The 20,555-nt window shown below is 61.2% G+C and carries 21 protein-coding genes; 12 read left to right on the top strand and 9 right to left on the bottom strand.

Annotation, left to right across the window (positions count from 1 at the left end):
* Positions 1–417 precede the first annotated feature (417 nt).
* Complete coding sequence (locus J1G18_RS03445; RefSeq protein WP_098966495.1) at positions 418–1,149, top strand: carbonic anhydrase; 732 nt, start codon at positions 418–420, stop codon at positions 1,147–1,149.
* 89 nt (positions 1,150–1,238) lie between these two features.
* Complete coding sequence (locus J1G18_RS03440; RefSeq protein WP_223007093.1) at positions 1,239–2,765, top strand: SulP family inorganic anion transporter; 1,527 nt, start codon at positions 1,239–1,241, stop codon at positions 2,763–2,765.
* 138 nt (positions 2,766–2,903) lie between these two features.
* On the opposite strand, the gene J1G18_RS03435 is transcribed toward J1G18_RS03440, so the two are convergent.
* A complete protein-coding gene (locus tag J1G18_RS03435; RefSeq protein ID WP_210556169.1) occupies positions 2,904–3,536 on the bottom strand; it encodes a hypothetical protein in 633 nt (210 codons plus the stop codon).
* 370 nt (positions 3,537–3,906) lie between these two features.
* On the opposite strand from J1G18_RS03435, the gene coxB reads away from it, so the two are divergent.
* From coxB to J1G18_RS03415, 4 genes are all read left to right on the top strand, one after another.
* Positions 3,907–5,034, top strand: coding sequence for a cytochrome c oxidase subunit II (gene coxB / locus J1G18_RS03430; protein WP_139055005.1), 1,128 nt, complete (start codon positions 3,907–3,909; stop codon positions 5,032–5,034).
* Positions 5,035–5,116: 82 nt separating this feature from the next.
* The gene (gene ctaD / locus J1G18_RS03425; protein ID WP_007962785.1) at positions 5,117–6,703 is read left to right on the top strand and encodes a cytochrome c oxidase subunit I; all 1,587 of its coding nucleotides are present in this window, start codon (positions 5,117–5,119) and stop codon (positions 6,701–6,703) included.
* 168 nt (positions 6,704–6,871) lie between these two features.
* The gene (locus J1G18_RS03420) at positions 6,872–7,423 is read left to right on the top strand and encodes a cytochrome c oxidase assembly protein (RefSeq protein ID WP_003220348.1); all 552 of its coding nucleotides are present in this window, start codon (positions 6,872–6,874) and stop codon (positions 7,421–7,423) included.
* A 25-nt stretch (positions 7,424–7,448) separates the two neighbouring features.
* Positions 7,449–8,336 carry a cytochrome c oxidase subunit 3 gene (locus J1G18_RS03415; protein ID WP_134785096.1) on the top strand — a complete coding sequence of 296 codons (888 nt, stop codon included), beginning with the start codon at positions 7,449–7,451 and terminating at the stop codon, positions 8,334–8,336.
* A 7-nt stretch (positions 8,337–8,343) separates the two neighbouring features.
* Here J1G18_RS03415 and J1G18_RS03410 read toward each other — a convergent pair whose 3' ends face one another.
* On the bottom strand, positions 8,344–8,547 hold the full coding sequence (locus tag J1G18_RS03410) for a twin transmembrane helix small protein (RefSeq protein ID WP_003220344.1): 204 nt from the start codon (positions 8,545–8,547) through the stop codon (positions 8,344–8,346).
* 70 nt (positions 8,548–8,617) lie between these two features.
* Between J1G18_RS03410 and J1G18_RS03405 the strand changes: the two genes are divergently transcribed.
* Genes J1G18_RS03405 through J1G18_RS03385 form a run of 5 tightly spaced genes read left to right on the top strand, consistent with a single transcriptional unit; the run spans position 8,618 to position 12,526 of the window.
* Positions 8,618–9,358, top strand: a complete 741-nt coding sequence (locus J1G18_RS03405; RefSeq protein WP_223007092.1) for an SURF1 family protein — start codon at positions 8,618–8,620, stop codon at positions 9,356–9,358.
* Complete coding sequence (locus J1G18_RS03400) at positions 9,324–9,917, top strand: hypothetical protein (protein WP_134785094.1); 594 nt, start codon at positions 9,324–9,326, stop codon at positions 9,915–9,917. The genes J1G18_RS03405 and J1G18_RS03400 overlap by 35 nt, the downstream gene beginning before the upstream one ends.
* A gap of 10 nt (positions 9,918–9,927) precedes the next feature.
* A complete protein-coding gene (locus tag J1G18_RS03395) occupies positions 9,928–11,007 on the top strand; it encodes a COX15/CtaA family protein (protein WP_135294667.1) in 1,080 nt (359 codons plus the stop codon).
* Positions 10,995–11,894: a heme o synthase gene (gene cyoE / locus J1G18_RS03390; RefSeq protein ID WP_003220336.1), complete on the top strand. Its 900-nt coding sequence runs from the start codon at positions 10,995–10,997 to the stop codon at positions 11,892–11,894. Before J1G18_RS03395 ends, cyoE begins: the two co-directional genes overlap by 13 nt.
* Positions 11,891–12,526 carry an SCO family protein gene (locus tag J1G18_RS03385; RefSeq protein ID WP_223007091.1) on the top strand — a complete coding sequence of 212 codons (636 nt, stop codon included), beginning with the start codon at positions 11,891–11,893 and terminating at the stop codon, positions 12,524–12,526. The genes cyoE and J1G18_RS03385 overlap by 4 nt, the downstream gene beginning before the upstream one ends.
* Positions 12,527–12,700: 174 nt before the next feature.
* On the opposite strand, the gene J1G18_RS03380 is transcribed toward J1G18_RS03385, so the two are convergent.
* The 3 genes from J1G18_RS03380 to J1G18_RS03370 form a co-directional block, all read right to left on the bottom strand.
* Complete coding sequence (locus tag J1G18_RS03380) at positions 12,701–13,471, bottom strand: MetQ/NlpA family ABC transporter substrate-binding protein (protein ID WP_223007090.1); 771 nt, start codon at positions 13,469–13,471, stop codon at positions 12,701–12,703.
* A 78-nt stretch (positions 13,472–13,549) separates the two neighbouring features.
* On the bottom strand, positions 13,550–14,224 hold the full coding sequence (locus tag J1G18_RS03375) for a methionine ABC transporter permease (protein ID WP_027610229.1): 675 nt from the start codon (positions 14,222–14,224) through the stop codon (positions 13,550–13,552).
* Positions 14,224–15,231 (bottom strand): methionine ABC transporter ATP-binding protein, encoded by a 1,008-nt coding sequence (locus J1G18_RS03370; RefSeq protein ID WP_027610230.1) that lies wholly within the window; start codon positions 15,229–15,231, stop codon positions 14,224–14,226. The genes J1G18_RS03375 and J1G18_RS03370 overlap by 1 nt, the downstream gene beginning before the upstream one ends.
* 260 nt (positions 15,232–15,491) lie before the next feature.
* Here J1G18_RS03370 and katE point away from each other — a divergent pair, with 260 nt between their 5' ends.
* Positions 15,492–17,633, top strand: coding sequence for a catalase HPII (gene katE, locus J1G18_RS03365; protein ID WP_098966480.1), 2,142 nt, complete (start codon positions 15,492–15,494; stop codon positions 17,631–17,633).
* Positions 17,634–17,726: 93 nt separating this feature from the next.
* Here the strand turns inward: katE and J1G18_RS03360 are convergent, their stop codons facing one another.
* The 4 genes from J1G18_RS03360 to J1G18_RS03345 are packed head-to-tail and all read right to left on the bottom strand — an operon-like array spanning position 17,727 to position 20,526.
* Positions 17,727–18,440, bottom strand: a complete 714-nt coding sequence (locus J1G18_RS03360) for a PA5502 family lipoprotein (protein ID WP_098966478.1) — start codon at positions 18,438–18,440, stop codon at positions 17,727–17,729.
* A gap of 37 nt (positions 18,441–18,477) precedes the next feature.
* Complete coding sequence (gene znuB, locus J1G18_RS03355; protein WP_098966476.1) at positions 18,478–19,266, bottom strand: zinc ABC transporter permease subunit ZnuB; 789 nt, start codon at positions 19,264–19,266, stop codon at positions 18,478–18,480.
* The gene (gene znuC, locus J1G18_RS03350) at positions 19,259–20,044 is read right to left on the bottom strand and encodes a zinc ABC transporter ATP-binding protein ZnuC (protein ID WP_139055013.1); all 786 of its coding nucleotides are present in this window, start codon (positions 20,042–20,044) and stop codon (positions 19,259–19,261) included. Before znuC ends, znuB begins: the two co-directional genes overlap by 8 nt.
* Positions 20,044–20,526: a Fur family transcriptional regulator gene (locus J1G18_RS03345; protein WP_097090199.1), complete on the bottom strand. Its 483-nt coding sequence runs from the start codon at positions 20,524–20,526 to the stop codon at positions 20,044–20,046. Before J1G18_RS03345 ends, znuC begins: the two co-directional genes overlap by 1 nt.
* Between the last annotated feature and the right edge of the window lie 29 nt (positions 20,527–20,555).

Genomic DNA, 20,555 nt, shown 5'->3' with positions numbered 1-20,555 from the left:
GAGCCACAACAACTTAGTCATTTCAAAATAATAAAGTCGACTACAAACAGAACAACTAACATGAGACTCAAGCCAACTAATACTAACTTCCTCCTCATTATCAAATGACATAGATAAAAAATTCTTCAGCTTGATCGCGCAGCCTTCTGTCCGCCGGGTCGCCACATGTCGTTGATTCAGCGACAATCGGCTTATGGTTGAGGGTTGGAATCCTTGCGTCGAAACACGCCAGTCACGTTTTTTGTGACCTGGAACACACGTTCTAGAGCGCTTGATTCAGTTTGAGTTAAGTTTCGGCAGCTACCTTGTTCATCGAGTGACTGACGGGTCGGGATGGCCCGGATGTTTTAAACAGCCACTGGCTTCATACCGGAATACACGGGAACGACTCCCCGAATCCGCCAAAGAGGATGAATCATGAGTGACAAGGATAAACAGCCGTTGGCTGCGTCGGCGCAAGCCGTCCCTGGGGCGGAATCCGCCGATGCAGCGTTGCGTACGATCGTTGACGGCTTTTTGCATTTTCATCATGAGGTCTTCCCGCAGCAGGAAGAACTCTTCAAGAAACTCGCCACGGCGCAATCGCCACGGGCAATGTTCATCACCTGCGCCGACTCGCGCATCGTGCCCGAGCTGATCACCCAGAGTTCGCCAGGCGATCTGTTCGTGACCCGTAACGTCGGCAACGTCGTGCCGCCTTACGGCCAGATGAACGGTGGCGTTTCCACTGCCATCGAATACGCGGTACTAGCGCTGGGCGTGCAACACATCATCATCTGCGGCCACTCCGATTGCGGTGCCATGCGCGCAGTGCTCAATCCGGACAGCCTGGAAAAAATGCCGACGGTCAAAGCCTGGTTGCGCCACGCCGAAGTGGCAAAAACCATGGTGCACGAAAACTGTAACTGCACCGACGAAAAAGAAAGCATGCCGATCCTCACCGAGGAGAACGTCATCGCCCAACTGCAGCACTTGCGTACCCATCCTTCAGTAGCCTCACGCATGGCGAACGGTCAGCTGTTCATCCATGGCTGGGTCTACAACATCGAAACCAGTGAAATCAAAGCTTACGACGCGGATCAGGGACGCTTCCTGCCGCTCGACGGCAGCCATCCGATTCCGGTGGCGACGCCCAAAGCGCGCTTCTAAATCCTCCTAAAAATCTGTGTGGCATGACGCCGGCCGCTGTTCAGCGGCCCGGCTTCGCCACGCCTGAAGAAAGCTTCGGGAGAGTCATCATGCGTGCTGCTCAATTGAAAGCGGTGTTACCACGGGAGCTGCTGGCTTCGGTGGTTGTGTTTCTGGTCGCGTTGCCGCTGTGCATGGGCATTGCGATCGCTTCCGGGTTGCCGCCGGCCAAAGGTCTGATCACCGGGATCATCGGCGGTCTGGTGGTGGGTTGGCTGGCGGGCTCGCCGTTGCAGGTCAGCGGGCCGGCTGCCGGTCTGGCGGTGTTGGTGTTCGAGCTGGTGCGCCAGCACGGGATCGAGATGCTCGGGCCGATTCTGTTGCTCGCCGGTTTCCTGCAACTGGTGGCCGGGCGCCTGAAGCTCGGGTGCTGGTTTCGGGTGACGGCCCCAGCGGTGGTCTACGGCATGCTCGCCGGGATTGGTGTGCTGATCGTGCTCTCACAAATCCATGTGATGCTCGATGCCAAACCGCAACCGTCCGGGCTGGATAACCTCACGGCGTTCCCCGGCGCAGTGGCGCAAGCCTTGCCGTCGTTCGGCTGGCAGGCCGGCTTGCTCGGCTTGGCGACCATTGCAGTGATGTGGCTGTGGGAGAAATTTCGCCCGCATTCGCTGCGCTTCATTCCCGGTGCGCTGCTCGGCGTCGGTCTGGCCACGGGCGCCAGCCTGCTGTTGGCGTTGCAGGTAAAAAGGGTCGAGGTGCCGGAGAATCTGGCCGAGGCCATCGACTGGCTGAAACCGGCGGACTTGCTCAGCCTCGCTGATCCCACCCTGCTGATTGCGGCTTTTGCCGTGGCGTTCATCGCCAGCGCCGAAACGCTGCTGTCCGCCGCAGCGGTGGATCGCATGCACAACGGCGTGCGCTCGGACTTCGACCGTGAGCTGTCGGCGCAAGGTGTCGGCAACATGCTCTGCGGTCTGCTCGGTGCGCTGCCGATGACCGGGGTGATCGTGCGCAGCTCGGCCAACGTCCAGGCCGGTGCAACCACCCGTTACTCGACGATCTTCCATGGTCTGTGGCTACTGGCGTTCGTGCTGTTGCTGTCGAGCGTGCTGCAAAGCATTCCGGTGGCGAGCCTGGCAGGCGTATTGGTGTACACCGGGTTCAAACTGGTGGACCTCAAGGCCTTTCGTGGTCTGGGCCGTTACGGGCGGATGCCGATGTTCACCTATGCCGCCACGGCGCTGGCGATCATCTTCACCGACCTGCTGACCGGTGTGTTGATCGGTTTCGGTTTGACGATGTTGAAACTGGCGTTCAAGGCTTCGCGATTGAAGATCAGCCTGATCGATCTGCCGCAGGACGGTGAGATGGAATTGCGTCTGGTGGGCGCGGCGACGTTCCTCAAGGTGCCGGCGCTGACCCAGGTGCTGGGCAGTATTCCGCAGGGCACGACAGTGCATGTGCCGCTCAATAACCTGAGCTACATCGACCATTCATGTCTGGAATTGCTGGAAGAGTGGGGCCGGGCGAATGCGGCCAAGGGGTCGAAGCTGGTGATCGAGTCGCGCGGGTTGAAGCGACGGCTTGAGGGACGGATTCGGACCAATACCGGGATCGGTGCGGCTGGTTAAATCCCCCGCTTGCAAAGAACCCCTGTGGGAGGGGGCTTGCTCCCGAAGGCGATGGATCAGTCGATATTGATATTGACTGACCCATCGCCTTCGGGAGCAAGCCCCCTCCCACAATTGGGATTTGTACCGGGCTTTGAATCAGGCGGCTGGCTGATCCAGCTCCAGGCCCACCCCCAAGCGACGGCCCATGCACGGCCAGCGCTTCCACGCGGCACCGGTATCCGGGCTGCTCAGTTTGTCGCGGTAGGCCTCTACCGATTCCAGGGCAAAACTATCGTCGTCGAGCATCTTGTCGATGGCGTGATGCACCACTTCGTCCAGTTGATTGGCAAATTCCTCACCGAGCAATTGGTGAGCAATCAGGTTGGCGACCGTCATGTCCAAGGGGATCAGTGGCTGGCCGAGGTGTTTGATGTACAGGTCGTTGACCTCTTCGACAAAGCGGTGCGCCAGATAGGCTTCATCCAGCAGGCTGTCCAGGCCGACCGGCGGCTGGAGGAAGTACTGCTCGGCGATTTTCAGCACCGGTTTGATCTGCGACTCGATTCCCGCTTCCCTGGCAACTTCATTGGCTGCGTCCAGCATGTCTGGTACTTCATCGATATAGGCGGTGACAAAACTCGTCAACGCGTCTTCGCGGTTAGCGTCCGGCAACTGAATGGCCGAATGCAGATGAGGCAACTTGGCTTCCAGCTGACGCTTGAGCCGTCCGGTTTCGTTTTCGGTCTGTCGGGCTTTTTGGATCTGCTCGCGCAATGCGGCGGTGTTCATGAAAACTCCAGGGAACAAGGCAATGAAATAGGGAAGACATAACTTAGCTGGCTTACGAAAAATGCTAAGACGCATTTGTCATAATTATTTCATCCTTGATGCAGCAGCGTTATATCGGTTCGCCACCACTCGTCTGCATCCTTCTCCATTCGTACCCTTGAGCGCAAGCCCCGGCTGTTTCAGATCATTTACGCGTCGACATTGCAATTCCCGATGGCTGTCTATACTCGCCATTGAATGGAGTTAGCTGATGACGCCCGACTGCCCACGCAGCAAGGCCCGGCGATTCAAGTTCGTAGTCTGATGCAGCCGCTCCCTTGCCGAAGGCGTTGCGCCTACGGGATAACAAGAACGATAAGGGGAACCCGCAATGATGCGACATCCACACGTCTGGATGGGCCTCCTGTTGTGGTCGATTTTCAGCCCGGCTCAAGCGGCCTGGACTGTGAATATGGCGCCTGGAGCGACTGAAATCAGTCACGCAGTATTCGACCTGCACATGACCATTTTCTGGATCTGTGTGGTGATCGGGATCATCGTCTTCGGCGCCATGTTCTGGTCGATGATCGTGCATCGCCGCTCGACCGGGCAGGTCGCCGCAAAATTCCACGAAAGTACCACCGTCGAGATTCTCTGGACTGTCGTGCCGCTGCTGATCCTGGTGGCGATGGCGGTCCCGGCGACCGCTACCCTGATCCGCATGTACGACACCAGTGAGCCGGATATCGATATCCAGATCACCGGCTATCAGTGGAAGTGGCACTACAAATACCTGGGTCAGGATGTCGAGTTCTTCAGCAACCTGGCCACCCCCGCCGAACAGATCCACAACAAGGAAGCCAAGGGCGAGCACTACCTGCTCGAAGTCGACAAGCCGCTGGTGCTGCCGGTCGGCGCCAAGGTGCGCTTCCTCGTGACTTCCGCCGACGTGATCCACTCGTGGTGGGTGCCGGCCTTCGCGGTCAAACGCGATGCGATCCCCGGGTTCGTCAACGAAGCCTGGACCCGCATCGACAAGCCCGGCATCTACCGCGGGCAGTGCGCCGAATTGTGCGGCAAGGATCACGGCTTCATGCCGATCGTGGTCGACGTCAAAGAGAAGGCCGACTACGACAAGTGGCTTGCCGACCGCAAAGCCGAAGCCGCGCAGCTCAAGGAGCTGACCAGCAAGGAATGGACGCTGGACGAGCTTAAAGAGCGCGGCGACAAGATCTATCACACCACCTGCGTGGCCTGTCACCAGGCCGAAGGCCAGGGCCTGCCGCCGATGTTCCCGGCGCTCAAGGGCTCGCCGATTGCCACCGGGCCCAAAGCCGACCACCTGCACCGCGTGTACTTCGGCAAACCCGGCACCGCCATGGCAGCGTTCGGCAAGCAGTTGTCGGAAGTCGATATTGCAGCGGTCGTGACCTACGAACGTAACGCCTGGGGCAACAACAAGGGCGACATGGTCACGCCAAAAGAAGTGCTGGAGCTCAAACAGGCGGAAAGCAAATGAGCCGGTCTATCGCGAACTTCGTGAACCGGCCGGGGCAATGCGCCCCGGCCCGCCCCGTCCACTCACGTAAAGGAGACCGGCCATGAGCGCTGTAATCGATGACCACGGTCATGCCGACCACGCCCACGGCCCCGCCAAAGGCCTGATGCGTTGGGTGCTGACCACCAACCACAAGGACATCGGTACGCTGTACCTGTGGTTTGCGTTCTGCATGTTCCTGCTCGGCGGCACGTTCGCCATGGTGATTCGCGCCGAGCTGTTCCAGCCCGGGCTGCAGATCGTCGAACCGGCGTTCTTCAACCAGATGACCACCATGCACGGCCTGGTGATGGTCTTCGGCGCGGTGATGCCGGCGTTCGTCGGCCTCGCCAACTGGATGATCCCGTTGATGATCGGCGCGCCGGACATGGCCCTGCCACGGATGAACAACTTCAGCTTCTGGCTGCTGCCGGCGGCGTTCCTGCTGCTGGTCTCGACCCTGTTCACCGCCGGTGGCGGGCCGAACTTCGGCTGGACGTTCTACGCCCCGCTGTCCACCACCTACGCGCCGGAAAGCGTCACCTACTTCATTTTCGCTATCCACTTGATGGGGATCAGTTCGATCATGGGCGCGATCAACGTGATCGCCACCATCCTCAACCTGCGCGCCCCCGGCATGACCCTGATGAAAATGCCGCTGTTCGTCTGGACCTGGCTGATCACCGCGTTCCTGCTGATCGCGGTGATGCCGGTGCTGGCCGGGTGCGTGACGATGATGCTGATGGACATCCACTTCGGCACCAGTTTCTTCAGTGCCGCCGGTGGCGGTGACCCGGTGCTGTTCCAGCACGTATTCTGGTTCTTCGGCCACCCCGAGGTGTACATCATGATCCTGCCGGCCTTCGGCGCCGTCAGCCAGATCATCCCGACCTTCTCGCGCAAGCCGCTGTTCGGCTACACCTCGATGGTCTACGCCACGGCGAGCATCGCGTTCCTGTCGTTCATCGTCTGGGCGCACCACATGTTCGTGGTCGGCATCCCACTGGTGGGCGAGTTGTTCTTCATGTATGCGACCATGCTCATCGCCGTGCCGACCGGGGTGAAGGTGTTCAACTGGGCCAGCACCATGTGGCAGGGGTCGCTGACCTTCGAGACGCCGATGCTGTTTGCCGTGGCGTTCGTGATCCTGTTCTCGATCGGCGGTTTCTCCGGATTGATGCTGGCCATCGCCCCGGCGGACTTCCAGTACCAGGACACCTACTTCGTGGTCGCGCACTTTCACTACGTGCTGGTGCCGGGGGCGATCTTCGGGATCTTTGCCTCGGCCTATTACTGGCTGCCGAAGTGGACCGGGCACATGTACGACGAAACCCTCGGCAAGCTGCACTTCTGGCTGTCGTTCGTCGGCATGAACCTGACCTTCTTCCCGATGCACTTCGTGGGATTGGCGGGGATGCCGCGACGGATTCCGGACTACAACCTGCAGTTCGCCGACTTCAACATGGTTTCCTCGATCGGCGCGTTCATGTTCGGCGCTACGCAGATCTTCTTCCTGTTCATCGTGATCAAGACCATTCGCGGCGGCCCGCCAGCCCCGGCCAAACCGTGGGACGGCGCCGAAGGTCTGGAGTGGAGCGTGCCGTCACCGGCGCCGTATCACACCTTTACTACGCCGCCGGAAGTGAAATGAACACAGATCTCCCTGTGGGAGCGAGCCATTGTGGCGAGGGAGCTTGCTCCCGCTGGGTCGCGAAGCGGCCCCAAGAGCTTTGCGTCTGCTTCGCAGCCGAGCGGGAGCAAGCTCCCTCGCCACAGATCCTCATTCTTACAGGGATTCGTCGTGTTGAGGGCTTGCACCATGGCTGACTCGATCTCGCTGAAAAAACTGGTCACCCGCCTGCTCGGTGTGGTGGTGGCAATGTTTGTTTTCGGTTTTGCCCTGGTGCCGATCTACGACGTGATGTGCAAGGCCTTCGGCATCAACGGCAAGACCGCTGGGCAGTACGAGGGTGAGCAGGTGGTGGATAACTCGCGGCAGGTGCGCGTGCAGTTTCTGTCGATGAACAACGCCGACATGCCGTGGGAGTTCTACCCCAAGGGTGAGGAACTGGTGACCCATCCCGGCGGCGTAAACGAGATGATCTTCGTCGCCCGCAACCCCACCGACAAACCGATGAGCGCCCAGGCCGTGCCGAGTATCGCACCCAGCGAAGCGGCGGCGTATTTCCACAAGACCGAATGCTTTTGCTTTACCCAGCAGGTGCTGCAGCCCGGTCAGCAGATCGAGATGCCGATGCGTTTCATCATTGACCGCGACATGCCCAAGGACGTGAAGCACCTGACGCTGTCCTACACGCTGTTCGATATCACCGCCCGTCATCCACCGGTGGCTGCAAACACTGGCGGTTAAGCGTGCCCGATAAGGAGAACAATAAATGGCAACTCATGAGCACTATTACGTCCCGGCCCAGAGCAAATGGCCGATCATCGCCACCTTCGGCATGGTCATCACCGTCTACGGCCTGGCGACCTGGTTCAACGATCTGAAGGCAGCACGCCCGGAATCCCACGGCCCGTACATCTTTTTCGTCGGTGGGCTGTTGCTGGCGTACATGCTGTTCGGCTGGTTCGGGGCGGTGATCAAGGAAAGTCGTGCCGGGCTGTACAGCCCGCAGCTCGACCGCTCGTTCCGCTGGGGCATGAGTTGGTTCATCTTCTCCGAGGTGATGTTCTTCGTCGCCTTCTTCGGTGCGCTGTTTTACGTGCGGCACATCTCCGGCCCGGCGCTGGGCGGCGAAGGCCCGAAAGGCATCGCCCACATGCTCTGGCCGAACTTCCAGTTCACCTGGCCGCTGCTGCACACGCCGGATCCGAAACTGTTCCCGCCACCCAAGGAAGTCATCAGCCCGTGGGGCCTGCCGCTGATCAACACGATCCTGCTGGTCAGCTCCAGCGTGACCATCACCATCGCCCACCATGCCTTGAAAAAGGGCCATCGCGGCGCACTGAAAATCTGGCTGGCGATCACCGTTCTATTGGGCTGCGGCTTCCTCGCGTTGCAGGCCGAGGAGTACATGCACGCCTATCACGAACTGGGCCTGACCCTGGGTTCGGGCATTTACGGCGCGACGTTCTTCATGCTCACCGGTTTCCACGGCGCCCACGTGACCATCGGCACGATCATTCTGTTCGTGATGCTGATGCGCATCATGAAGGGCCATTTCGATGCCGAGCATCAGTTCGGCTTCGAGGCGGCGAGCTGGTATTGGCACTTCGTCGATGTGGTGTGGATCGGTTTGTTCGTCTTCGTTTACGTGCTCTGAGCACTGATTACCAAGGCGCGTGCGACACCAGTTGGCCGCTGTAGAAGCCCCAGGCGATCAAGCCGACGGTGGCAGCGGCCAGTGCCACCCGAACACTCAAGGCGATCACCAGGCGATTGGAGCTGCTGTCGTCCTTGACCAGGAAAAACAGGCCGCTGAACAGGCTGATCACCGTGGCAATCAGCAGCAGGACGATGGCTGCTTTGAGCATGGGAAGACTCCGGGGGACAGGCGATGCAGTTGAGTATAGCGAGCGCGACGACTGACTTTATGGCGCGGCCATGAAGCGCTTCCGTCCGGGCGTGATACCGACCGTGGTGGTGGCGCTGCTGCTGCCGCTGCTGGTGTCGCTGGGTTTCTGGCAACTGGGCCGGGGGGCGGAGAAAACCGCCCTGCTCGCCACTTACGCCGAGCGCCGCGCCGCCGAGCCGATGGCCAGCAGCGAATTGCTGCACAGCGCCGACCCGGCCTTTCGCCGTGTGCATCTGTACGGCCAGTTCGATGGCGCCCACAGCCTGCTGCTCGACAACCGCCAGCGCAACGGCAAGGTCGGTATCGAGCTGCTGCAGCCGTTTCAGGATCGGGCCACCGGCCAGTGGCTGCTGGTCAATCGCGGCTGGCTGCCATGGCCGGATCGCCGGGTGACGCCGCAATTCGCAACCCCCACCGACGCGGTCAACCTGGATGCCTGGGTCTACGTCGCCCCCGGTGCGACCTTCCAGTTGCACGCCGACCCGGCCAGCAGCACCTGGCCGCAAACGATCACCGCCGTGGAGCCAGCCAAGCTGTGGAAAACCCTCGATCGCGACGGCTTCGCCTACGAACTTCGTGCCGAACCCGGCCCTGCCAGCTACGAGGCCGACTGGCCGGTCGTGGCCATGGGCCCGGACAAACACCTCGGTTACGCCGTGCAGTGGTTCGCCATGGCCACCGCCCTGCTCGGTCTCTACATCTATTTGGGATTGCACAACGCAAAGGAGAAAACCCATGGGAACGGCCATGAATCCACCCAGCATGTCTGAGGCGAAAACCCCGGCTACCCGCCGCCGTGGACGGATCCAGCTGTTGCTGATTGTGCTCGGCGTGGTCGGCCCGATGATCCTCGCCACCGGCATGTACAAATTGCAGTTCTGGGTGCCGGAGGGTCGCAGCTATCACGGTGAGCTGATCGGCAACGGCCAGACCCGCGCCGACCTCGGCGTGCAAGCCGACGAACAGCGCTGGCAGATGCTGGTGACCGCGCCGAAGGATTGCGCGGTGGACTGCCAGCAACTGGTGTACCTCGCCCGGCAGATCCAGATCGGCCTCGGCCGCGATGCCGGGCGCGCCAGCCACGCCCTCGCCGCTGCACAGCCGCTGAGCGCCGACTACGAAGCCAAGCTGACCCGCGAATACCCGCAGCTGCAACGCTACCCGCTGGACAGCGCAGCGTTGAGCAAGGCCACCGGCGACAAGGCCACGCCGCAGCTGTGGATCATCGACCCCCACGGCAACCTGGTGCTGCGCTACGACCCGAGTGTGAAGGGCAAGGATCTGCTCAACGACCTGCGCCACCTGCTGAAACTGTCGAACATCGGATAAGGGCATCGTCATGGCCAAACCTGGATTTCGCCTCGCGCTGTTTGCCACCCTGCTGGCACTGATCGTCGTGCTGCTCGGCGCCTACACCCGCCTGACCCATGCCGGCCTCGGCTGTCCGGACTGGCCTGGCTGCTACGGCTTTATCAGCGTGCCGAAAAGCGAAGCCCAACTGGCCCATGCCGAACTGCATTACCCCGACTCGCCGGTGGTGGCGCACAAGGGCTGGAACGAGATGATCCACCGTTACTTCGCCGGCACCCTCGGCCTGCTGATTGCGATTTTGGCCGGGCGTGCCTGGGTCAATCGTGGTCATCCGGGCCAGCCGCTGAAACTGCCGCTGTTTCTGCTGGCGGTGGTGTTCGCCCAAGCGGCGTTCGGCATGTGGACGGTGACGCTCAAGCTCTGGCCGCAAGTGGTCACCGGGCATTTGCTCGGCGGTTTTGCGACCTTGAGTCTGTTGTTTTTGCTGACGTTGCGATTGTCCGGCGTGCTGCCGGCGTTGACCGTGCCCAAGCGCTTGCAGTATTGGGCGACGGCAGGGCTGTTGCTGGTGATCGGTCAGATTGCCCTCGGCGGCTGGGTCAGCTCCAACTACGCGGCGGTGGCCTGCATCGACTTCCCGACCTGTCACGGTCAATGGCTGCCACCGGCGGACTTTGCCAACGGCTTTCACCTGACCCAGCACATCGGCCCCAATTATCTCGGCGGCCAACTCGACAGCGATGCACGCACAGCGATTCACCTGACCCACCGCATCGGTGCGCTGCTGGTGACGATCGTCCTGCTCGGTCTGGCCTGGCAACTCAGGGCTGTCGGCATGACGCGTTTGGCCGGGCTAGTCGTCATTGCCCTCGGCGCACAGATCACCCTCGGCATCAGCAACGTGCTGTTCCATCTGCCGCTGCCGGTGGCCGTGGCCCACAACGCCGGTGGCGCCGCGCTACTGCTGAGCATGGTGCTGGTCAATTATCACGCGCGCACCAGTCTGGTCCGGGTCAAACAGCCGATGTTGGCGCGCTGGCGTCTGAGCCCGCGTAAACATTCGGCTGCGCCCATCACGATAAAAGGAGAAACGCCATGGCGCTTCTGATCGGCGAACGTCCCGCGCAAGCGCTGTGGCGTGACTATCTGGAGCTGACCAAGCCGAAAGTGGTGGTGCTGATGCTGATCACCTCGCTGGTCGGCATGTTCCTCGCGACCCGCGCCGGGGTGCCGTGGACGGTGCTGGTGTTCGGCAATCTGGGGATTGCGTTGTGTGCTGGCGGCGCGGCGGCGGTCAACCATGTGGTCGACCGGCGCATCGATGCGGTGATGGCGCGCACCCACAAACGGCCGTTGGCCGAGGGCCGGGTTTCACCAGCAGCGGCGCTGACCTTTGCGCTGGTGCTGGCGCTGCTCGGGCAGGCGATGCTGCTGACATTCACCAATGCGCTGACCGCGTGGCTGACTCTCGCTTCGTTACTCGGCTACGCGGTGATCTACACCGGCTTCCTCAAACGCGCGACGCCACAGAACATCGTCATCGGCGGTCTTGCCGGCGCCGCCCCTCCGCTGCTCGGCTGGACCGCCGCTACCGGCCATGTCAGCGCCGAACCGTTGCTGCTGGTGCTGATCATCTTCGCCTGGACCCCGCCGCATTTCTGGGCGCTGGCGATCCATCGCAAGGAGGAGTACGCCAAGGCCGACATCCCGATGCTGCCGGTGACCCACGGCGAGCACTACACCAAAGTGCACATTCTGCTGTACACCTTCGCCCTGCTCGCGGTGAGTCTGCTGCCGTACGTGATCCACATGAGCGGCGTGCTCTACCTCATCTGCGCCCTCGCGCTGGGCGCAAGGTTTCTGCAATGGGCCGTGGTGCTGTACCGTGGCACTCGGCCGCACGCGGCGATCAATACCTTCAAGTACTCTATTTATTACTTGTTCCTGTTGTTCATCGCCCTGCTCGTAGACCACTACTTACTGTTGAACCTATGACTCGAACCCAGAAAACCGTCTTCATCCTCGTCGCCGTGATCGCGCTGATCCTGGGACTGACCGTCAACAAAGTGCTGAGTGGCAAGGGCCAGGGCGACCCCACCGCGCTGATCGACGCCGGTATCATCCTGCTGCCGCAGAGCCGCACGTTGCCGGGCGTGACCATGACCAATCAGGACGGCCAACCGGTCGCCATCGACGAGTTGAAAGGCAAGTGGAGCCTGCTGTTCTTCGGCTACACCTTCTGCCCGGACATCTGCCCGACCACCCTCGCCCAGCTGCGCCAGATCAAGAGCGAGTTGCCCAAGGATGCTGTGGATAAGTTGCAGATCGTGCTGGTCAGTGTCGACCCGAACCGCGACAACCCGCAGCAGTTGAAGCAGTACCTGGGCTACTTCGATCCACAGTTCGTGGGCCTGACTCCGAAGTCGATCGAAGAACTGCAGAAGGTCGCGAATGCGGTGAGTATTCCGTTCATTCCGGCCGATACCAGCAAACCGAATTACACCGTCGACCATAGCGGCAACCTGGCGGTGATCGGCCCGGATGGCACGCAGCGCGGTTTTATTCGGGGGCCGCTGAACAACGCCAAACTGGTGGCGCAACTGCCGGTGATGCTTAACCGCAAGTAGCAACACCACTGAACCATTGTGGGAGCGGGCTTGCTCGCGAATGCAGTGGGTCAGATAAAGAAATGTTGGCTGACACACCGCATTCGCGAGCAAGCCCGCTCCCACAAGGACGGTGTTTCAGGCAAAAAAAAAGGGGGCGCTCATGGCGCCCCCTTTTTTTTGCAACAACCCAAATCAGAACGCCGGCAATACCGCGCCTTTGTACTTCTCGGTAATGAATTGCTTCACTTCCGGGCTGTGCAGCGCAGCCGCCAGTTTCTGCATCGCGGCGCTGTCCTTGTTGTCCGCACGGGACACCAGGATGTTGACGTACGGCGAGTCGTTGCCTTCGATCACCAGCGCGTCCTTGGACGGATCGAGTTTGGCTTCCAGCGCGTAGTTGGTGTTGATCAGCGCCAGATCGACCTGGGTCAGCACGCGCGGGATGGTCGCGGCTTCCAGCTCACGGATTTTCAGGTCTTTCGGGTTCTGCGCGATGTCTTTCGGGGTCGACAGAATGTTGGTCGGATCCTTCAGGGTGATCAGGCCAGCCTTGGCCAGCAGCAACAGCGCACGGCCGCCGTTGGTGGCATCGTTCGGGATCACCACGTTGGCGCCGCTTGGCAGATCCTTCAGATCCTTGATCTTGTTCGAGTAGGCGCCCAGCGGCTCCAGATGCACGCCGGTCACCGCCACCAGGTTGGTGCCCTTGGCCTTGTTGAACTCATCAAGGTATGGCTGGTGCTGGAAGAAGTTGGCGTCCAGGCGCTTTTCAGCCACCTGCACGTTCGGCTGAATGTAGTCGGTGAAGACCTTGACCTTCAGATCCACGCCTTCTTTGGCCAGGGCCGGCTTCACGAATTCGAGGATTTCCGCGTGCGGCACCGGGGTGGCGGCAACGGTCAGGGTTTCGGCGTGGGCCGAAAAAGCGGCTACGGCAGCGAAAGCAGCGATCAGTTTTTTCATTCAGCTAACTCCTTATGAGGCGCCCGTCTGGCGCCTGCCAGCGAATGGCCGGCTCATCTCTTGATTACAAAAAACCGGTTATTTGCGCGAGAAATGCACGACCAGACGGTCGCCGACCATTTGCAGCACTTGTACCAGAATCAGCAGCAACACCACGGTGACGATCATCACGTCAGTCTGGAAACGCTGGTAGCCGAAACGGATCGCCAGGTCACCCAGACCACCGGCGCCGACCACACCGGCCATCGCCGTGTAGGACACCAGTGTAATCGCGGTCACCGTAATCGCTGCGAAGATGCCCGGACGGGCCTCCGGCAGCAAGGCGTTCATGATGATCTGCCGGGTGGTCGCGCCCATCGACTGGGTGGCTTCGATGATGCCGCGATCGACTTCACGCAGCGCGGTTTCCACCAGACGCGCGAAGAACGGCGTCGCACCCACCACCAACGGCGGAATCGCACCGGCCACGCCCAGCGAAGTGCCGGTGATCAGCACGGTGAACGGAATCATCACGATCAGCAGAATGATGAACGGCAACGAACGCAGGATGTTCACCGCCAACGACATGAAGGCGTAGAGGCCACGGTTTTCCAGCAACTGACGCGGGCTGCAGAGGAACAGCAGCACACCCAACGGCAGGCCGAGCAATACGGTGAACAGCAGCGAACCACCGAGCATCAACATGGTGTCGCCAGTGGCCAGCCAGATTTCCAGCCAATCGATGTTTTCGAAGAAAGCCTTGAGCATTTCCATTAACGCAGCACCTCCATATGAACGTCAGCGGCGGTGAAACGGGCGAAAGCCGCTTCCATGTCGCCACCGGTGACGGCGAGGGTCAATTGCCCGTAAGGAATGTCTTTGATGCGGTCGATGCGACCGGCGAGGATGCTGTAGTCGACCCCGGTTTCCCGGGCCACGGTACCGAGCAACGGCGCGTAGGTCGCTTCGCCCTGGAAGGTCAGACGCACGATGCGACCCGGTACGTGAGCGAAGTCATCGCGCTGTTCGCTTTCGTCGATCTGCTCGCTTTCCTGGACGAAACGCTTGGTGGTCGGGTGCTGCGGATGCAGGAACACATCGGCCACCGAACCTTGCTCGACGATCACCCCTGCGTCCATCACTGCCACCTGATCGCAGACCCGACGGATCACATCCATCTCGTGGGTGATCAGGACGATGGTCAGCTTCAGTTCACGATTGATCTCGGCCAGCAGTTGCAGAACCGACGCGGTGGTCTGCGGGTCGAGGGCGCTGGTGGCCTCGTCGCACAGCAGAATTTTCGGCTTGGTCGCCAGGGCGCGGGCGATGCCGACGCGCTGTTTCTGGCCGCCGGACAGCTGCGCCGGATACTTCTTGGCGTGATCGGACAGACCGACCCGCGCCAGCAACTCGGCGACGCGTTGATTGATTTCACTGCTCGACAGTTCGCCGGCCAAGGTCAGCGGCAGCGCGACGTTGTCGGCCACGGTCTTGGAGGCGAGCAGGTTGAAGTGCTGGAAGATCATCCCGACTTGCTGGCGGAAACGACGCAGGCCGTTGGCGTCCAGCGCGGTGACTTCTTCGCCGTCGACGATGATCTTGCCGCCGCTGGAATCTTCCAGGCGATTGATCAGACGCAGCAGGGTACTTTTACCCGCACCGGAATGGCCGATCAGGCCGAAGACCTGACCGTTTTCAATCGAAAGACTGGTCGGGTGCAGGGCGGGGATGTCCTTACCGGCGACGCGGTAAGTTTTGTGGACGTTTTGAAACTCGATCACGTAGCGAACCTTGTGGGGCGCGTTAGAAAAGGATCAGCGGTTAGCCGGGCGCGCATTTTAGCCTGTCCGTATAGAGGTTCTTAGCATTTATTTCGCAATTAACCTTCGATTTGGCAATAACAAGATCAAAGGTCATAAAAAAGGAACGCCGGTTCCCGCTCATTGGTCACTAGTTAAGCGACTTGAAACCCCGGGTAACCGTGCCCGGAAACGCTCAAGAGTCCCCGTTGAAACGGGGTCAACCGAGGAGTTTACGTCTGATGAGCAGCAAGAAACCTACGACCGACAAAAGCCAGCTGGCCGGAACCGATACCAAGGATCGCGCCAACACCAACGCCAAACTCGACAGCCTGGAGAAATTTCGCTCCGACGCTACCGGCCAGGCCCTGCGCACCAACCAAGGGGTAAAGGTCGCCGATAACCAGAACACCCTCAAGGCCGGCCCGCGTGGGCCGTCGTTGCTGGAAGACTTCATCATGCGTGAGAAAATCACGCACTTTGACCACGAACGCATTCCAGAGCGCATCGTTCACGCGCGCGGCACTGGCGCGCATGGTTTCTTCCAGGCCTATGAGAACCATTCGACGCTGACCAAGGCCGGCTTCCTGCAGGACCCGGGGAAAAAGACCCCGGTGTTCGTGCGTTTTTCCACGGTGCAGGGGCCGCGCGGTTCCGGCGATACCGTGCGTGACGTGCGCGGTTTTGCCGTGAAGTTCTTCACCGACGAAGGCAACTTCGATCTGGTCGGCAACAACATGCCGGTGTTTTTCATTCAGGACGCGATCAAGTTTCCCGACTTCGTCCACGCGGTAAAACCCGAACCGCACAATGAGATCCCGACCGGCGGCTCGGCCCACGATACGTTCTGGGACTTCGTTTCGCTGGTGCCGGAATCGGCGCACATGGTGATCTGGGCGATGTCCGACCGGGCGATCCCGAAAAGCCTGCGCAGCATGCAGGGCTTTGGCGTGCACACCTTCCGCCTGGTCAACGCCGAGGGCAAATCGCGCTTCGTCAAATTCCACTGGCGCCCAACCGCCGGCACCTGCTCGCTGGTGTGGGACGAGGCGCAGAAGCTCGCCGGTAAAGACACCGACTACCACCGTCGCGACCTCTGGGAAGCCATCGAGATGGGCGACTACCCGGAATGGGAGCTGGGCGTACAGATCATCGAGGAGGAAAACGAACACGACTTCGATTTCGACATCCTCGACCCGACCAAGCTGATCCCCGAAGAAATCGTGCCGATCACCCCGCTGGGCAAGATGACCCTGAACCGCAACCCGGACAACTTCTTTGCCGAGACCGAGCAGGTCGCATTCTGCCCGGGCCACATCGTGCCGGGGATCGACTTCTCCAACGATCCGCTACTGCAAGGCCGGCTGTTTTCCTACACCGATACGCAGATCAGCCGACTCGGTGGGCCGAACTTTCATGAGCTGCCGATCAACCGCCCGGTCGCGCCATTCCATAACGGCCAGCGCGACGCGCAGCACCGCACGGTGATCGACAAGGGGCGCGCGTCCTACGAGCCGAACTCGATTGATGGCGGCTGGCCGAAAGAGACTCCGCCAGCCGCGCAGGACGGCGGCTTCGAGAGCTACCCGGAACGCATCGATGCGAACAAGATCCGTCAGCGCAGCGAGTCGTTCAGCGATCATTTCTCCCAGGCGCGGCTGTTCTTCAACAGCATGAGTGAGCACGAGAAGGAACACATCATTGCCGCCTACAGCTTCGAGCTGGGCAAGGTCGAACGCGAGTTCATCCGTGCACGGCAGGTGAACGAGATTCTCGCCAACATCGACCTGGAACTGGCTAAACGCGTGGCGGCCAACCTCGGATTGCCAGCGCCAAGCAAAGGCACGGTCGAGGTGCGTAAAACCTCGTTCGATCATTCGCCAGCGCTGAGTCAGGCGAATCTGCTGCCAGAGGACATCAAAACCCGCAAAGTGGCGATTCTTGCCGCTAACGGCGTCGATGGTGCAGCGATTGATGCGATGAAAAAGGCCTTGGAAGCAGAAGGTGCGCACGCCAAGCTGCTCGGCCCGACTTCGGCACCGGTGAAGACTGCCGACGGCAAAGCCCTGCCGGTGGACGCATCCATGGAAGGTATGCCTTCAGTGATCTTCGATGCGGTGTTCGTGCCCGGTGGTGCGGCGTCGATCAAGGCGTTGAGTGGCGACGGCGTGGCGCTGCATTACCTGCTGGAAGCCTACAAGCACCTCAAGGCGATTGCGCTGCACGGCGAGGCCAAGCAGTTGCAGGATCTACTGAAGCTGGAAGCGGATGCAGGACTGCTGCAGGGCAAGGATGTGCCGGGGTTGACCAAGCCGTTCTTCGCGGCGATCGGGCAGCATCGGGTCTGGGCGCGGGAGCCTAAGGCCAAAGCCATTCCAGCTTAAGTTCTTGGCTGGCTGAGAGGACGCTTTCGCGAGCAAGCCCGCTCCCACAGGGTTCACGCTGTACCTGTGGGAGCGGGCTTGCTCGCGAAGCTTTTAAGGTTTACGCGGGCTCAAGACCATCTGCGCCGGCACCGTGCGCAGAATCTGCTTCTCGATGCGCAACTCGAAATCCGGATTCAGTTTCTTCACCCGCTTGCTCAGCAGAGTCGCCAGCCAAGGGTAATCCTGGGTGCGCGGCGCCTGAATGCTCACGGCACACTCATAATTCACCACATCGGCGGCGATCGCGTCGAGTTGCCGGCGAAGCTTGCGGCTATCGTTAATGTTCAGCGCCACCGTGGTGCTTTCGGCAGTCGGATCGATGACCTTGGCTTTCGGCTTGGCTTCGGCCGCCAGCAGCGCCGCTTCGGCTTTCTCCAGCTCGGCTTTGCGCGCTTCGGTGATGGCACCATTGACGCCACCGGTCAGCGCCGGGGCTTTCGGCATCAGGGCACGGGCACGGCTCAGCGCAGTGGCTGCGGCGTTCACATCACCCTTTTGCAATACGATCTGGCTGCGGCGCAGGTAGGCCTCAGCCAACTGGCGCTGGTATTGCTCCAGGGACTGATCGTTGGGGGTTTGTGCCTGCAAGGCGGCCAGTTGGTCTTCGGCGGTGGCCAGTTCGCTGCTGGCCAGGCTTTGCTCCAGCTGTGCGATGGCCGTGGCCCGCGCGTCGGGGGCTTCAGCCACCGGCGGCGTACTTTGGCAGGCGCCCAGCAGCACGGAAAATGCGACAAGGAGCAGATAACGGGAGGCGAACGGCTTCATTCCTGCGACTCTCTAATTGCGCAAAAAGCGAGCAAGTCTACACCCCTCGACGGGGCAGAACAAAACTCAGCAGAAACAGTGCGGCCGCCGTCACAACGATCGACGGCCCCGCCGGGGTGTCCTTGAACCATGACAACGCCAGCCCGCCACATACGGCGAGCATGCCCAGCAGGCTCGCGCCCACGGCCATCTGCTCCGGCGAGCGGGCGTGACGTTGTGCCGCAGCCGCCGGAATGATCAGCAGCGAAGTAATCAGCAACACACCGACGATTTTCATCGCCACCGCGATCACCACCGCAATCAACAGCATCAGCGTCATGCGCAGGCCCGCCACCGGCAGGCCTTCGACCTTGGCCAATTCCTCATGCACGGTGATCGCCAGCAGTGGCCGCCACAGCGTCACCAGCAACACCAGTACCGCCGCGCTGCCGCCGAGGATCCACGCCAGATCGGTCGGGCTGATCGCCAGCAGGTCGCCGAACAGATAGGCCATCAGGTCGATCCGCACTTCATGCATGAAGCTTAGTACCACCAGCCCGAGAGAGAGCGTGCTCGGTGCGAGAATTCCCAAAAGCGTGTCGGAGGCCAGCGGCTGACGCTGTTGCAAGGTCACCAGCAGCACCGCCAGCAGCAGGCAGCCGACGGTCACCGCAACGGTCGGGCTGACATCCAGCAGAAAGCCCAGGGCCACGCCGAGCAGCGCAGCGTGTGACAGGGTGTCACCGAAGTAGGCCATGCGCCGCCAGACCACAAACGAACCCAACGGCCCGGCCACCAGCGCCAGCGCCAGACCTGCAAGCAGGGCATACAACAGAAAATCAGCCATGCTTGCAGTGGTCTCCGTGAACGTGGGTGTGGCCCGCACCGGGCGCCTTGACCACCGAACCGTGCAGGTCGTGGGCGTGGTCGTGATGGTGGTGATAGATCGCCAGGCTCGGCGCATTCTTGCCGAACAGTTCGACGAACGCCGGATCGCCGCTGACCTGCTCGGGATGCCCGGAGCAGCAGACGTGGCGATTCAGACAAACCACCTGATCAGTGGTGCTCATCACCAGATGCAAATCGTGGGACACCATCAGCACGCCGCAACCGTGACGGTCGCGCAGGCGGGTAATCAGGCTGTACAGCTCGGCCTGCCCGGCGACATCGACGCCCTGCACCGGCTCATCCAGCACCAACAGCTCCGGCTCGCGCAGCAGCGCCCGGGCCAGCAGCACGCGCTGCATTTCACCGCCGGAAACACTTTGCACCGGGCTGTCGATGACGTGTTCGGCGCCGACTTCCTTGAGCGCCGCCAATGCACGCGGACGGTCTACGCCGGGCACCAGGCGCAGGAAGCGCAGTACCGACAGCGGCAAGGTCGGATCGACGTGCAGCTTTTGCGGCATGTAGCCAACGCGCAGTTTCGGCTTGCGCCAGACACTGCCGCTGTCAGGCTTCAGCAGGCCAAGCACGGCGCGCACCAGTGTGGTCTTGCCGGCGCCGTTGGGGCCGATCAGGGTGACGATCTGCCCCGGCTCGACGCTCAGCTCGATGTTGTCCAGCACGGTCTGCCCGGCAAACGTGACGGCGACGTGCTCCAGACGGATCAACGGGTTGCTCATCAGGCCCCCTGGCAACCGGAGCACAGGCCGACCACTTCGACGGTCTGTGCTTCGACGATGAACCCGACATCCCTGGCGCTGTGGATGATCGCGTCGCTGATGGCTTTCTGTTCCAGCTCGATCGCGGCGTGGCACTCGCGGCAGATCAGAAACTGGCCCTGATGCGCATGCTCGGGATGCACACAACCGACGAAAGCGTTGAGCGAGGAGATGCGGTGCACCAGGCCGTTTTCCAGAAGGAAATCCAGCGCACGGTACACGGTCGGCGGCGCGGCGCGGCGGCCGTCCTGCTCGCTGAGCACCGCCAGAATGTCGTAGGCGCCCAGCGGCTTGTGGCTCTGCCACACCAGCTCCAGCACCCGCCGGCGCAACGCAGTCAGGCGCAGGCCTTTCTGGGCGCACAAGGTATCGGCCTCGGTCAGTGCGCTGTGCACGCAATGAGAGTGGTCGTGGGGACGGCTGGCAATCGGTGTAATAGGCATGGGCGGCGACGCGTTTTGATAGAGACGTT

Source organism: Pseudomonas sp. MIS38 (assembly GCF_019891575.1).
Taxonomy (GTDB): domain Bacteria; phylum Pseudomonadota; class Gammaproteobacteria; order Pseudomonadales; family Pseudomonadaceae; genus Aquipseudomonas; species Aquipseudomonas putida_A.
This window is presented reverse-complemented; position numbering and strand designations above follow the sequence as displayed.